Here is a 15,893-nt window from a genome sequence, read left to right on the forward strand (position 1 = left end):
AGCGGCGTTTGAAGGGCTCGCTGAAGCGCCGCGTGTACTTCTGCTTCAGGGTGGGCTGTTCTGAATTTGATGACATAATCGATGTGTACGATTGTGTCAAGCTATTTCAGGTATGGACAATGCACGCCCATGCTCGCTGGCGCTCGTGGCAGGTCGAGGCCCTCTGGGCCGAGTGTTTACGTCCAGCACGGAAAAGGGCTGAGGGCCTTCCGGCCCGATTCATTTTAACCACAGAGCAACACAGAGAGCCACAGAGGAAATCCCCTAATTACCTCTGTGCCCCTCAGTGTCCTTCCGTGGTTTTTAAACCCTTGCAGTCAAAGCAATGGCCGAAGGCCATAATTCTGTGGAATCGGCGAAAGCCAATCCGCGAAAATCTGCGGTTGCCCAACAACGTAACGGACCAACGTAGCCTTCAAAAAACCACAGAACAGCACAGGGCACCACGGAGAACCAATCAGCATCCCCCGTGCCCTCAGTGGTTTCCACTCCCTGGGTAATCAGTAGCGACTGCAGCACCTCCCAGTGTCCACAGCACAATGGAAAGCGCCAGCGGAAACGGGGCAACCGGCGGGGATAATCTCCTGTAAATGAGAAAATTTGGCCGGATTGCGGAGCGGGGGCCGGGTCGGGGTACCAGTTTAAACTTCCGGTTGCGGGCCAGTAGAATTCTCCCTAACTTCCACAACAGGGTTCTGGTCGCTGACCGCAAGACACTTACACATGAACATTCACTCCCGCCAAGGAACAGTAGGCTCTGTTCCCCTTTTCTCCTATCCGCCACTCAAGGGTTTTCGGGCATTTACCACCACACTGCTTTTCTTCGCTGCCTGGCTCGCGTTCAGCAGTTCGGCGGCGGCCCAGAACGTACGTACCTACACCACCACCGGGGGAAGTGACGACTGGCTCAGTTCCGCGGCCTGGAGCTGCAGTGGCGGGGGGTGTAATGCGAACCCCGTTCCGAGTCGGCAGCTGACGCGGCAGGTGGTCATCATCGGTCACTCGATCAACTATACCCAGAACCAGGCGATCGACGTGCCGGCTTCGGGCTCGATCACCATTCAGAATGGCGCGGCCCTGCGCCTGTCTTCCAACCTGAACGTGCAGGCGGGCGGGGAAGTCACCATCAACACGGGCCGGCTCGAAATCGGTCCGGGGGTATTCAACAACGGCGGCACCCTGCATGCGACCAACGCCTTCATCGTCAAGGACGGCAACTTCAACAACAACGGAACGACCGTCCTGGACCGTTCGTGCCTGGACTTAATTGACGGCAACTTCAACAACTACGGCACGCTCTCCGGCCAGGGCACCGTCACCACCCAGGATGGCAACATCAACAACTACGGGCAATGGGCGGCCACGGGCATCCTCTACTGCTCCAGCGGCAACACCAGCAACGTGCCCGGCGCGGAGGACTGTGCCGGCGTGACGCAGTTCTGCCTATGCATCAGCGGCAACTGCGACATCCTGCCGGGCTACAATCCGACCACCAAGGTGGAAGCACTCATCGGTTCGGAACTGACCTCCCTGGCGGCCAACTACGACTCGGCCAACCCCCCTTCCCCGCGCATCTACCGCATCCAGTCGGATGAGGTACTGATCGACATCATCGTCGTGGATGGCCAACGGCAGCAGGTGGTTGACCTGCTGAACAATACCTACGGCATCCCGTCCGCCGCCTTCATCGACAACGGGGCGAATCAGTTGATCATCACGGTATACTTCCCCATCAGCCAGCTGAACTCGCTGAATTCCCGGGACGACATCATCAACTACGTACGGCCCGCCTTTCCGGCCATCATCAATACCGGATTGATCACCAGCCAGGGCGACACCGCCCAGGGATCCTTTCCGGCGCGGGACGGATTCGGGCTGAGCGGGGCCGGAATGAAGATCGGCGTGATCTCCGACAGCTACAAAACCAACCTGGCGGGCCTTAACGCCGATATCGGCAACGGCGACCTGCCCGGCGGAGACCGGGCGGTAACGGAGGTGCCGGTCATCGTCAACGGGGCACCGCTCACCGTGGCGGGTTCCGACGAGGGGCGGGCGATGCTGCAGATCGTGCACGACGTGGCGCCGGACGCCGAGCTTTTCTTCCGGACCGGCTTCATCAGTGCCGGGAACTTCGCCGCCGGCATCACCGACCTGGCCAAAAATTACGATTGCGACGTGATCGTGGATGACCTGATCTACCTCACCGAACCCTACCTGAAGGACGGAATGGTGGCGCAAGCCATCCAGTCGGCTACCGCGGAAGAGGACGTCACCTACGTGACCGCGGCCGGCAATTTCGCCTCCCGCTCCTACGAAGGCACCCTCGCCGCCGGCCGCGGCCAACACGACTTCGGCGGCGGAGATGTCCTGCAACGGGTTACCCTGGACAAAGGCTTTTACCTGCTGGTGCTGCAGTGGGAAGACAACTTCTACTCCATTGGCGAGACGGCCCAGGGCACCGTGGAGGACCTGGACATTTACCTCACCGAGGAAGACGGTACCACCCTGTACGGATTCAACCGCAACAACCTGGGGGGCGATCCCCTCGAGGTCCTGCCTTTCCAGGTCGTGAACCCCACCACTACCAACATCCGGATCGAACGGGGCCCGGGCAGCGGCGGCGGACCGGTGAAGTTCAAGTACGTGGTCTTCCTCGCCGGCGACAAGGGGGTCTTTGATGCCGAATACATCAGCGCCACCCCGAATCCCGAAAATTCAACGATCGTTGGGCACGCGAACGCTACCGAGGCCCTGACGGTGGGAGCCGTACGCTACAACAACACGGGGGCGGTGGAATCCTTCTCGTCAACCGGCGGTACGCCCATCGCGGGTGAAGCCACGGGGCGCGAAAAGCCGGACTTTACCGGCCCCAACGGCGGGAATACCAGCGTCAATTTCGGCTCGCTGGACCTGGAAAAGGACGGCATCCCCAACTTTTTCGGCACCTCGGCCGCCGCCCCCCACGTGGCCGCCACGGCCGCCTTGCTGCTGGAAGCCCGGCAGAAGTTCGGGATCGACCCTGGCGGACAATCCGCCAGCCAATGGGTAGGCAATCTGCTGCGGCAAACCGCCTCCTACGGCGGCACTTACGACCTTGCGGGGGGCTACGGCTTCATCTCCGCCTTCGCCGCGATCGATGAATTCTCGAATCCCCGCCCCCGGCTTACGGCCCTCAACGTAGAAAACCTGCCAGACGGACAACAGCCCGGCGACGTAGCCTTCGACCTCATTCTCGAGGGAGACTTCCTCGATCCCGCCACCCTCGTTTTCTTCCGGGATCAGACGCTGGAGATAACCTCCATCAGTCCCGACGGCAGGCGCGCCGAGGTGGTGGTTCCGCCATTCGTGGGCAATCCCCCCATCTACCTGGTCAATCCACCCAACGTGCCCCTCACCAACGGCGCCGGCGGCGGTGCGTCCGATACCCTGACCTTTCAGGATATCCCCCTCACCGACGTGCGGATCATCGCCGATAACCAGCGCAAGAAATACGGGACTCCGCTGCCCGAGCTAACCTTCCGGATCGAAAGTACGGGAGCGCCCGTCGACCCGGCGGTACTGCCCCTGATCGAAGCCGCCATCAGTCTGCAGACCGCGGCCACTTCCAACAGCCTGATCGTCGACGTCGGTTATGCCATCACCCCGGTCTGGGATCCGGCTGCCCTCGACCCGGCCATCAATGAATTGTACCGGCTGCAGGCGGTACCCGGGATCCTGTCGGTAGACCCCCTGCCGCTGACCATCCGGCCCAAACCGGCCGCCATGACCTACGGCGCCCCGATCCCCCCCATTGAATACGACTATATCTTCGAAGGGGAGGTGGATCCGGTCATCGCCAACGCCGTGCAGCAACAGCACGAAGCCGCCTTGGGCAGGACCGACGGAGTAGCGATCGTCAAGGGCATCCCCCTCGTCAACGGTATCCCGCTGGTCAATGGTCAGCCCTACCTCGACGGCAGCGACGATGGGGTGGACAATGGCATCTCTCTGCTGAATCGCACCTTTTACGTCAGCGAAAATACCGTGAGCAGCGCCCCCACCGCCGCTTCCTTCGGGATTCCGCTGGTTAACGGCAGCACCACGGCCAGGCTGTTCGAGATCGGAGCGGACGTCTTCAGTGTGCCCTCGATCGAACTGGGCGAAGACTCCGACCTGGTGCCGGGCACCGTGCTGGTCAACGGCATCCCACTGGTGAACGGACAGGCGAAGCTGTTTGGCATTCCGCTGGTCAACGGTATTCCCCTGGTTAACGGGATCCCCATCGTCAACGGCATCCCGCTGGTCAACGGCATCCCCCTCGTTAACGGCATCCCCCTGGTGAACGGCGTGACCCTGATCAATGGCATTCCCCTGGTGAACGCCGAAGCCGAGGGGCGGGTAGAGCGCATCCTGAACGCCTTCGAGGGCAGTCTGGTGGCCCTGGACTCCGCCGACGCGGGCCTGGGCGCTACCGACACCCTGAAGTTCACGCCGGTGACGCTGCTGACGGGCCTGACCGTCGGCACCCAGTACATCGTCCCGGGTGCCCTGATCAACGACCAGCTCGTGATCAGTTACGCACCCGCGCCGCTGGAAATCAATCCGGCCACGCTGGTGGTTACCGTCGACGATGAAACCATCACCTACGGTGAAGCCCCCACGGGTTCGGCCACCCTTTCGGGCCTGGTGCTTGGGGATAGCGTCGACACGGTCTTCCCCGACGGCCTGACGCTTACGACCGATTGTCCCTACCCCTGTCCGGTGGACGGCCCCCACGTCCTTTCGGCCAGCACCACCCCCTTCCCCCACAACTACCAGCTGGTTTTCGTGGACGGACAGCTGACGGTTACCCGCAAGGCCCTGGACGTTACGATCGATGACGCGACCGTCAACTACGGCGATCCGCTTTACCCCACCTTCCGGTATGATGGCTTCATTTCCGGTGAGGGGGCCTCCACGGTATTTCCCGGTGGATTTACCACCACGCCGGCCGACGGCTGTACCACGGCTGACCGCATTCAATTCGTGAACCCTCCGCTCACGAACAATTACGCCGTGAGCTATCATCCCGGGGCCCTGACCATCCTGCCCGCCCCCCTCGACATTGTCGTGAACAACCAGGTGATGACGGTAGGTGATCCGATCCCGGCCTCCTTCTCGGCCACGGTGACCGGGTTGCGGTGCGGGGAAACGACCGTGCCGGACCTCAGCTATTCGGTGCAGTTGCCCGACCCGGTGGTACCCGGGGTGTACCCGATTACTGCCGGGCTTCCCGCGGGCGGTCCGTATACCGCGAACGTGACGGATGGCCAGCTGTACGTCAATCCCTCCGGCGGCTGCCAAAGCAAGATCAGGGTACAGATCGAATGCCGGGAGAAGCTGGCTACCCCGGTGGTGATCAACGGGGTGAGCTACTCCCTGCGGCTGCGGCTCAGCTATACCAACCGCACCCCTGACGCTTATTTCGTGCCCGCGGGTTCCAGGAACCGGTTGACGCCTGCGGCGGCCGCCCGGGAATCCGCCGCCGTCCTGCCGGAACTGTTCGCGGCCAATACCGTCCACACCTTCGACATCTACACGAACAACGACCGCATCAGGTGGGAACTGGAAACCTTCGGCTGCCTGGACAAGTCGCGCATGGGCTCCCAGGCCAACCCCTGCCCCGCGAACAGCAGTCAGTCTGCACCGCCGGACTACCTCCGGGAGGCTCCGCGCCCCACCGCCACCCTGGAGGCCTACCCCAACCCGGCCGGTAGTGAAGTTCGGGTAACCTACTCCCTGCCCGAAGCAGGAGACGCACGCCTGAGCCTGACCGACGTACTCGGCCGGGTGATCTGGAACGAAGCATCCACCGGAACCGGGGAAGCCAACACCACCATCGACCTGACGGATGCACCGTCGGGGATGTATTATTTGCGACTACAGTATGGAAACGCGCTGGAGACGGTAGTCGTGATCAAGGAATAGCGCTATGCCAACAACAGTATTCAATAACCGTAACATCAATGCCGCAAGGGCACCGGGCGGCCGACAGCTGTTCCTTCTGATCCTCCTGTTCATCGGATTGGCACAGGGTGCGCGGGCGGCCGATCCGGCCGTCGACAGCTTACGCGGGGTCCTGAGCGCGGCCCGGAGCGACACCCTCCGATTGCGGACGCTGCTCGAGTTGAGCACCCTCACCTTCCGGTCGGACCCCAGCTCCGCCATTGCGTACGCCGAGGATGCCCGTGAGCTGGCCCGCGAGATCGACGATCAGACCAGTCTGGCCTACGCGCTGAAGAACATCGGTTTGGCGCACTACATCACGGGCGACTACCTCCAGGTACTGGAGAACTGGCAGCAATCGTTGGATATCTTCGAATCCATCAACGACCGCCTCGGCATCAGCAACCTGACCAGCAACATCGGGGCGGTCTATTTCAACCAGGGCGACGACCCCAAGGCGCTGGAGTACTACCTGCGCTCCCTGCAGGTATCCGAACGGATCAACGACTCCCTCCGCATCGCCACCGCCCTGAACAACATTGGAGCGGTATACTTTAACGACACCACCACCCATGGCCGAGCGCTTGACTATTACTCACGGGCCCTGACCATCAGTGAGCAGCTTGGCGACCTGGAGGCCATCGCGACTTCGGCGGTCAACCTGGGTGAAATCTACCTGGAGCAGGGGGCCTTCGAGCGGGCCATTCTCTACTTTGAAAAAGCGCTGGCGGCCTACGAGCAGTCGGGAGGCAACGCACCCTATGCCCTTTACAACCTCGGCAAGACCTACGCCGCGCGGGGAGATTACCGCAAGGCCCTGGAATACCACCGCCGCGCTTTCGCGGTGGCCGACGGGCGGGACGCCCGTCTGGAAATGGCAACCGCCCTGGTCGGCATAGGGGGAACCCAGTTGCTCAGCCAGCAATTTGACCAGGCGGTGGAGACGTTCAAACAGGCCCTGGTGCTGGCCCGCGAAGTAGGCTCCCTCATCCGCATCCGGGATGCCTTCGCCGGTCTGACGGAAGCCTACGCCAGCCAGTCCGATTACCGTGAGGCTTACCGGTACCAGAGTCTGCTCAATTCCATCCGCGATACCCTCTACACTATCGAGAAGGACAATCGCATCCAGGGGCTGCAGTTCAAGTACGACATCGAAAAGAAGGAGAACGAGATCGCGATGCTCAACAAGGACAACGACCTGAAAGAGGTGCAGATCCAGCGGGCGCATACCCTGCGCAACTTCCTGTTCGCCATCGCCTTCTTCCTTACCCTGATGGTGGGGGGTGTCTTCTACCAGTACCGGTTCGCCAAGAAAATCAACCGCCTCATCCGGAAGGAGCGCAACCGTTCCGAGCGCATCCTGCTCAACATCCTGCCCAGCGATACCGCCGAGGAACTCAAGCAGAACGGCTACGTCAAGGCCAAGCGCTACGAGCGCGTCACGGTGCTGTTCACCGACTTCAAGCGCTTCACGGAGTTTGCCGAAAACTATCCGCCGACGGAACTGGTCAAAAGCCTCGACTACTACTTCCGGGCCTTCGACGAGATCACCGGCCGCTATCAGCTGGAAAAGATCAAGACCATCGGGGACTCTTACATGTGCGCGGGCGGACTGCCGGTAGCCAACGAGACCAATCCCTACGATGCCATCTATGCCGCCTTCGAGATGGCCGCCTTCGTCCGGAACGTCAAAACCGAACAGCCAGAGGGTATCATCCCCTTCGAAATGCGCATTGGTCTCAGCACCGGTCCCGTCGTGGCCGGCGTAGTAGGCACCAAAAAGTTCCAGTACGACATCTGGGGCCCCACCGTGAACATCGCCAGCCGCATGGAAACCTGCTCGGAACCCGGCCGCATCAACATTTCGGACCTTACCTACGAACTCGTCCGCGACCAGTTCGCCTGCACCTACCGCGGCCGGGTGGAAGCCAAAAACGGAGAGCAACTGAATATGTACTTCGTGGAGCGGCCGATGGTGGAAGACCAGCCTTTGGAACGTGAAGCCCGGGGGATGGCGCCGCCGCAATAGGAGATTTTACAATTTCTGATTTGCGAGGTTTGATTGTCTCACGCCTTTTGACCGCGAGGCCCATTCCTGGGAATTACCCCGCTAGTTTGGGGCCGTCCCTTCCAGGGCCGGGGGGATTTACGATTGGCAGGTCGAGGCCCTTAGGGCCGAGTGTTTACGTACAAGACGGTAAAGGGTTGAGGGCCTCCCGGCCCGATTCATTTGAACCACGGAGCAACACAGAGAGCCACTGAGGAAAGCCCATAATTATCTCTGTGGTCCTCAGCGCTCTCCGTGGTTGTTGAATTTTTGATTCCCAGCTACCGGCCGAAGGCCATAAATCCGCGTAATCGGCGAAACGAAATCCGCGAAAATCTGCGGTTCCATAAATAGGTCACGCAGTGACCGAACAGAACCTCCGTGTTTCTCAGTGCGCTCCGTGGTGAGTTATTTCACCTTTGATGTTAGGGGGATTTTCGGGAGATCACGCCCTATCACCGAGAGGCCCATTCCTGGGAATTGACCCCGCTAATTCGGAGCCGTCCCTTCCAGGGCCGGGTGAGATTTACCATATACCATTTACAAAGTACCATGTAAAAATTTGCGGCCATGCTCGCTGCCGCTCGTGGTAGGTCGAGGCCCTTTGGGCCGAGTGTTTACGTACAAGACAGTAAAGGGCTGAGGGCCTCCCGGCCCGATTCATGTTAACCACGGAGCAACACAGAGAGCCACTGAGGATAGCCCATAATTACCTCTGTAGTCCTCCGCGCCCTCAGTGGTTGTTGAATTTTTGATCTCCACCGTCATGGCCGAAGACCATAAAATCTACGTAATCGGCGAAACCCAAACTGCGAAAATCTACGGTAATTGTCCCCAGGCATTAAGTACGTACACGGAACCCGCCTACGGGCCAAAAAAGAAATATTCCCTACCCTATAGTAATAATGGCTAACCCTTCCGTAATTTAGGAAAGCCTTAGCACCCATTTTTGCCTTTTGTCCACCCCACACCTATTGGTCATCACCCATTGCACTTAAATTTTATGGTCCAACGGGTTACCCGCCCTGGCCCCGGGGGATAGACACCGCACACCGACGACTCATAGCACTATGCACCCATTACACGACTTAGCCGCCGGCCGGGACCGGGGTGGTACCGCGTTGCCGCCCCTCAGTCCGGACCTCGCCTTCGAGCACCTGCTGGCCCACTCCCACGTCTACTGCTACTCCGTAGACTATCAGACGGGAAGGTTCCGGTACGTGAGCCCGGGGATCTTCCACCTGCTGGGCTACGACCGCGAATCGTGGCAGTTCAGCGGACCGCTGGAAGCCTTCCGGCAGGTACACCCCGACGACCGCGACTGCGTACAGAAGATCTACGCGGAAATCAACCGCGAACTGCTCCGCCACGACCCCGCCCTGCGCGGCGACCTGAGCTTCGTGTTCACCTGTCGCATGAAAACCCGGCTGGGCGACTACCTCCACCTCAGTCACCACCTCTCCTTCCCCAACCTCGACCACCGCGGCCGCCCCCTGGCCGACTTCACCCTGGTCTCCGACATCACCGCCCTGAAGGTGCCCCAGGCCTGCCAGCTGCAGATCCACTCCCCCACCCCGGACGGATCCACCCACTGCAAGATCCTCTCCTTCAGCTGCACCGCTGCCGCCGCCGAGCTCACCCGCCGCGAGATTGAGATCCTCAAACTCGTAGCCCAGGGCCTCGACAGCCACGCCATCGCCCGCCTACTCTTCATCAGCTACCATACCGTATGCACCCACCGCAAGAACCTGCTGCGGAAGGCCGGAGCCAAGAGCCCGGTGGAACTGGTGGGTTGGGGGCGGGGGGTGGGGGTGGTGTAGGCTCTACTAAAGTCAGCTAATGAAATATACCGACCTCTAGTGAGGTAAAAATATTGCTACCCGCATAATCTTTCGCCTGCAAATTAGATTAACAAATTACAGCTTAGTCTAGAAACCATTGCATTATTGTTAAAATTGAAAAGTAATGAAACATGCAAATTAAAATTAAATTGTTGATTGCTTTGATGTCTCTTTGTGCTAACACCTGTATAGCCCAGATAATAGACCTTAAAAGTAATCGAGAGTACTACTCACCGGATGGCGCAGTATTACCAACAAGTGAGACACTAAAGTTAAGGCTAATTAACCCTGACACTCTTGCTGATAATTGGCTAGGGCTGAAGTCGGCGGATATTGAATCCATAAAGAGGTTGGACGAAGAAGGGAATAACGTTTTCTTAATTGACGAATCTTCAATAAAGAACACCCCCCTAAACAAAGCCACTCAGCCCACAATTAATTGGTTAAATTATGGAAAGTTAGGCTTTACGGGTGGAACACAGCCTATCGCTTCCCTCGACATATTGAGATTAAATATCGGAAATCCGAATATTAGGACTGTCCAACTAGATTTAACTACTACTGTGACGCAAGAGGGCTTCGACGAAACCCCTGACAATCAATTAACATTCAACTCGCTAATTCAACCAACTGGAGGATTAGTAAATCTCATTTTTTCAAAAAACGACATGCGCTTTTATCCTTTAAAGAACGATCCAAAAAGAAGTGACAAAACTTCATCTTTGGACTTTGGAGTTAGTGGTGGTTTCAAACTTCTTGGAACTAGATCAGAAACTGATAGCGTCAGCTCAACTATTCCGACTGGTTATGCAGATGCCGGAATCATATTCACCGCCGATGCCTTCGACAGAAATAATTCATTAACTAATAAGGGCCGATTTTTAGCTCAAGCTCGACTATTCACAACAGCGATTTTAACTGGCGCTGAACCTATTGACGAAGCACTTGGAATATCCGAAAAAAGTTTCGTGCATGGAATAACTGCAGATTTAGTAGTTGAGGTTAGCGGTTTGCTTCAACTTCGAGTCAACTTTGCTCAAGCATTTTCTTTTTCAGGCTTATCGAAATCCAACTTAAATAGACATGTGTTTACAATTGCCGCGAACTATGATGTGTCAAATTCGCATGGGAACAGTAACAACTAGCATTTTTCCGTATCTGTGACAATAACCCCCTGAAACTATCATCCGTGTATATCCCCCTTAATTAAAAATCTTCCAAAACATTAAGGATGTTGGTATATCACTCAGAAATAGCTACTCACTATAAACACCCCTGTATGAAAATCAGCATCAAAACAAAAGCTCTGATATTGCTGTCCCAAACCTTTTTAGGTTGTGATCAATCCATTCCAATTCAAGACCGGACTACGATTGAAACAGTAGAGACGACGCGTGACACTGTTTATATAGCAATGATAGACGAGGATGATATTGATCCTACTCTTATTTTAAGCCAAAGAGAATGGAAGGTGCCGGAGGGCATAGAAAGCAATTGGGAACAAGCAGTAGAAACATCCCATTCCTATTCTGTTCAATTTGATGACATCGACGCTTCTGTTGCAATAACCTTTACTACTCTGAACAAGGATTCTGCAAATTTCTTTATAAAAGAGCTGCGAGTGTACAACCTTGTCCAGAACAAGGAATATATAATTGCTACAAATATATCCGATCAAGTTAATATGGGGACGAAACAGGCATTTAACACATATGTAATGGTGGGTTTACAGGGTATCTTGAAGGAAGGACAGAGATCTACTTTAAAGCTGACTGGAGACGTAGTGGCAGCTTACGCAAAATCAGGAACCGTTGAACCCCTATAGGAAACCACAGCTGATCCATCATAGGCTGTCAAACACAAAGGTTTTCACGAAGATCAGATTCAAGCAGTTGTATGATGTAATATTCTCCGCCCCATCGCGGTTTGGCACCTAGCGATGTGATCGCTGCTCCAAGATTCTTAAATTCAGCAAGGTCAGGGTCGAATGCATATTCCGGAGTGTTTGCCCCCCTTTTCCGGGAGCTAGATCTCTTGTTCTTTCCTGAACGACTTCCGCTTTAATTCGCCCACCTTCGGTGCTTACCAATAGCCGCTACCCAACTCTTCCCCTATACAAATTCTCCAAGGTCTTACTGACTCTTCCCCAAATACCAGACCGCCTGCAGTAGCAGCTGCCCCTCCTGCGCGTCGGTCATTTTGGGGTAGAACTCCTGCCAGAGGCTGGTGAGGCGGGCGAAGTCAATTAGTTCGATGTGCTTGTGGGATTCACGGGCATACCGTTCTGAGTCGGCGGTGAAGCGGCCGCTGGTGATGAAGAGGCCAATGTCTCCTTCCTCGTTGAGCAGAGCAACAAGCTAAAGGGTAAAACGGTACTTGACACGAGTTACCTGCTTACGGGAATCGTATAAACACTTAAACCACATCCCCCTCAAAATAATCAGTATCCACCCGCTTAACGTGGTAGGTATCCCGAATGGAAACCCCAACGTTATAGTCGATCATAAGCTGGGTAAGCTGTTCGCCGTCGATGAGGACGATGCGGTAGTCGGTTCGGTCCAGGAAGTCCTGCGCCGTGCGGGAGAAGGTTGAGGTAGTGATGAAAATACCTTTCTTCACCCCATGAGGGGCCAACGCTCCCAAAAAGCTTTGCAACTCCGGTCGGCCGACGGCCTTATCCGTATACCGTTTGGCCTGCACGTAGATTCCGTCCAACCCTAGCTTGTCCTGATTAATTACTCCATCAATGCCACCGTCACCGTAAGCCTGAGTTACCATTCCGTTTTCGGCTTTCGCCCCGCCATAGCCCATCGCGATAAGTAAGTCAACTACCAATTGCTCAAAGAACTGGAAGGTGTTTGACTTGATCTTCTCCAGCAACTCTGCCGCCACTGCCTTGCGTATGCTCTTGTAGGCCGAGGCTAGCCTGATTTCTGGAGTGTCCTGCTCCTCGGCTACCGTTTCCGGGCTGGAGGACATCTTGTTATCCGTTTCGACGTTACCGCTGCTTTCGACCGAATAGAAATCTGCGAACTCCTCAGAGTACTCTTTGAGGTACCGGACGTTTAATTGACCGGAGACGTCAGATAGCACCTTCCTGCCCCGTTTGGTAATTTCAACATAACCTCTGCGCGGCTGATCGATGAGGCCGGCCTTTTTGAGGTACGTTTTTGACCACCCGATTCGGTTCTGGTAAAGCAGTTGCTTCCCGCTCGGGATTTGTTCCTGCCGTGCCTGTTCACTCAGCTGAAAGTAGTCGGCCAGTGCCCCATATAAATCGCGGACGTGGTGAGTCTTTCCGTCGCTCAAAACTTCTAGCAATGGACGGAAGAACGTTTGAAAATCAGGTACTGTGTCTGTCATTTTCGGTAGTTTAACTCCAAGTTGTTCCGCTCGCACTTTATAAATTCTGTCTTTATTGTTAACAGGTATTGGGATGGAAAGCCATGATATATGGTCTTGCTCAATGACCGCTCCCAACAATACCTTTTGAGGGATTTTGAATGAATATTTTGAAAGTCATCCTACGCCCGGAAAGTACTGCAGGTGAGTGGGATGGGGTGATAAATATGGGATTTTTAAATGGGTGTTTGACCTTGGGTTTTGGCTCGTGAGTTGTTATCGTAGGCTTGTCCTCTGTACAGCCTTATGACCGCGAGGCCCATTCCTGGGAATTGACCTCGCTAGTTTGGGGCCGTCCCTTCCAGGGCCGGGGGGATTTACGATTGGCAGGTCGAGGCCCTTTGGGCCGAGTGTTTACGCACAAGACGGTAAAGGGGTGAGGGCCTCCCGGCCCGATTCATTCAAACCACTGAGGCACAGAGAGCCATGGCGGGAATAACAAAAACCCTCCGTGTCCCTCAGTGCCTTCCGTGGTCCTTAAACCTTTGCAGTCAAAGCAAAGGCCAAAGGCCATAAAATCTGCGTAATCTGCGAAACCAAATCCGCGAGAATCTGCGGTTCTTTAATTCTGGTCACGCAGTGACCGACCGAAAACCTCCGTGTTTCTCAGTGCCCTCCGTGGTTTTCAAAGCTTTGCAGTAAAAGCAATGGCCGAAGGCCATAAATCTCCGTAATCAGCGAAACCAAATCCGCGGTTCCAAAAAATAGGTGACCGATAGAGTCCTGTCGTAAATCCTCGCCCGCCCACGCGCCATCACTTCGCGGAGGGCCCGGTAAATCCCCACCAAGACTATTGCGCCACATACCTCCCCGCCCGTAACTTCAAGGACGGCTACCGATGACAGTCCCGCCACCAGGGAACACCCGTACGGAAATTACAGACATAGTATGCTTTATCCTCCCTCCCTGGGGATCCGGAGGGGCCGCAACTGGTGGGGGCAGCCGGAGCTTTTCTCGTATTCGCTCACAGGGCCAGGGCGGGCGCATTCTCAGGTGCCCGGCCGCGGGCCCGCAACGCGCTGATCAACATGAAACACCTGTTCTACCTCTGCCTTGTACTGCCTTCTTTGCTGCTGTCCCAGGTCACCGAGAACGACGGCGACTGGGTAGAGCACTCCGTCACCCTCACCAATACTCCGGAGGCCGAACTGATGGTCCGCAAGGGGGACATCGACAACCTGGGCTTCGGCTGGCCGGCCGGATTTGACCCCTTCTCCGGCAACAGCACCCCCGCCCACGGCTTTCCCTGGACGGTAGACCCCGTAGACCCGGTGGGTACGGACCGGATCATGGTCATCACCAGCTATGTGGGCACGCCCCCCAACGGCCGCGATGGATACACCAGCACGACCAGTCGGCCGGCGAATGATGTCCAGGGCATCACCCTCACCTTCGATGCCGAGCTGGACATCACCGCGGCTACGCTGCAGTTCTTCGTGGACGACTTTCAGGCTCCGGTGTGGAACGCCAACTACGTCGTCTTCCTCGACGGCGTGCGGGCCAGTGGCCTGGAGGCCATCGTCAACGCCCTGCGGCAGACCGGTCCCATCGGCAAAATCATCACCTACAGCATTCCCAACGACCTGCTGTACCTGCTCGACGACGGTAGCCTGACGGTCGTCTTTGATGACTTCACCACCGGGGCCGGCGACGGCTACGCGATCGACTTCGCCAAGCTCCTCATCAATCCCAAGGCCGGATCGGAGCGACAGGCCACCGTAACCGGTCTGGTCACCGACGCGGCGAGCAACCAACCCATCGCGGGCGCCATCGTGCGCACCAGCAACAACCTGAGCGACACCACCGACGCGGCGGGCTACTACACCATCGCGAACCTCACCCCCGGCATCAATCAGCTGACCACCTTCGCCCCCGGCTACGGGGCGGCTACCCAGTCGGTCGACATCGCCGAGGAACAGACCCTCACGGTCGATTTCCAGCTGGTCTCGCCGGCTCCCCAGCTGACCTTCCTGTCGCCCGCCAACGGAGCCACCAGCGTGGATACCGCCGCCCGCATCATGATGGTTTTCGACCAGGATATGGACGCGGCCACCTTCAGCACCGCCTCCGTCATCCTCACCGGCGATCAGCAAAACGTGACTGGCACCTTCACTACCTCGGGGGATACGCTGATCTTCACTCCCGACAGCCTCCGCGCCAATACCGACTACTCGCTCACCATCACCTCCGCCCTGCGCAGCGCCACGGGCATCCGCCTCGCGGAGGACCTGCACTACAGCTTCTCTACCAACGAGGCCTCTACGGCCCTGGCACCCCGGCCTGCGCTGCCGGTGTTTACGGTCTACCCCAACCCGATACAGGGGAACGTACTGCGCCTCGCCGCCCCTTCAACCACCACCGCCTTTCGGATCTACGACTACGGCGGTCAGGTAGTACAATCGGGCACCTACCGCCCCGCCCTAGGCCTCACCGCTGACCTACCCCCCGGCATCTACTACCTCCAGCTGCTGGACCACGGGAACCGGCCAGTGGGGGTGGCTCGGTTTGTGCGGTAAGAGGATTTACGATTTCTGATTTACGGTCAGGTCGAGGCCCTTTGGGCCGAGTGTTTGCGTCCAGGACGGTTGAAAAGATTCGTGCGCCTAACGCCCTATCACCGCGAGGCCCATTCCTGGGAA

At 57.1% G+C, this 15,893-nt stretch carries 8 protein-coding genes; 6 read left to right on the forward strand and 2 right to left on the reverse strand.

The window, feature by feature from the left end:
* Positions 1-723: 723 nt before the first annotated feature.
* The 5 genes from CGL56_RS17875 (at position 724) to CGL56_RS17890 (ending at position 11,677) form a co-directional block, all read left to right on the forward strand.
* Positions 724-5,946, forward strand: coding sequence for an MBG domain-containing protein (locus CGL56_RS17875; RefSeq protein ID WP_099107958.1), 5,223 nt, complete (start codon positions 724-726; stop codon positions 5,944-5,946).
* Positions 5,947-5,950: 4 nt separating this feature from the next.
* Positions 5,951-7,993 (forward strand): adenylate/guanylate cyclase domain-containing protein, encoded by a 2,043-nt coding sequence (locus CGL56_RS17880; RefSeq protein WP_099107959.1) that lies wholly within the window; start codon positions 5,951-5,953, stop codon positions 7,991-7,993.
* A 1,088-nt stretch (positions 7,994-9,081) separates the two neighbouring features.
* Positions 9,082-9,831, forward strand: a complete 750-nt coding sequence (locus CGL56_RS17885; protein WP_099107960.1) for a helix-turn-helix transcriptional regulator — start codon at positions 9,082-9,084, stop codon at positions 9,829-9,831.
* A gap of 152 nt (positions 9,832-9,983) precedes the next feature.
* Complete coding sequence (locus CGL56_RS18165; protein ID WP_143470790.1) at positions 9,984-10,997, forward strand: hypothetical protein; 1,014 nt, start codon at positions 9,984-9,986, stop codon at positions 10,995-10,997.
* Positions 10,998-11,131: 134 nt separating this feature from the next.
* Entirely contained in the window at positions 11,132-11,677 is a 546-nt protein-coding gene (locus CGL56_RS17890; protein WP_143470791.1) for a hypothetical protein, read from the forward strand.
* 307 nt (positions 11,678-11,984) lie between these two features.
* Here CGL56_RS17890 and CGL56_RS18660 read toward each other — a convergent pair whose 3' ends face one another.
* Together CGL56_RS18660 and CGL56_RS17900 are read right to left on the reverse strand one after the other, a co-directional pair.
* Entirely contained in the window at positions 11,985-12,200 is a 216-nt protein-coding gene (locus CGL56_RS18660; protein WP_099107969.1) for a restriction endonuclease, read from the reverse strand.
* A gap of 67 nt (positions 12,201-12,267) precedes the next feature.
* The gene (locus CGL56_RS17900) at positions 12,268-13,215 is read right to left on the reverse strand and encodes a restriction endonuclease (RefSeq protein WP_099107962.1); all 948 of its coding nucleotides are present in this window, start codon (positions 13,213-13,215) and stop codon (positions 12,268-12,270) included.
* A 1,067-nt stretch (positions 13,216-14,282) separates the two neighbouring features.
* On the opposite strand from CGL56_RS17900, the gene CGL56_RS17905 reads away from it, so the two are divergent.
* Positions 14,283-15,770 (forward strand): Ig-like domain-containing protein, encoded by a 1,488-nt coding sequence (locus tag CGL56_RS17905; RefSeq protein WP_099107963.1) that lies wholly within the window; start codon positions 14,283-14,285, stop codon positions 15,768-15,770.
* Positions 15,771-15,893 lie beyond the last annotated feature (123 nt).

This window comes from Neolewinella marina (assembly GCF_002631205.1).
GTDB lineage: Bacteria > Bacteroidota > Bacteroidia > Chitinophagales > Saprospiraceae > Neolewinella > Neolewinella marina.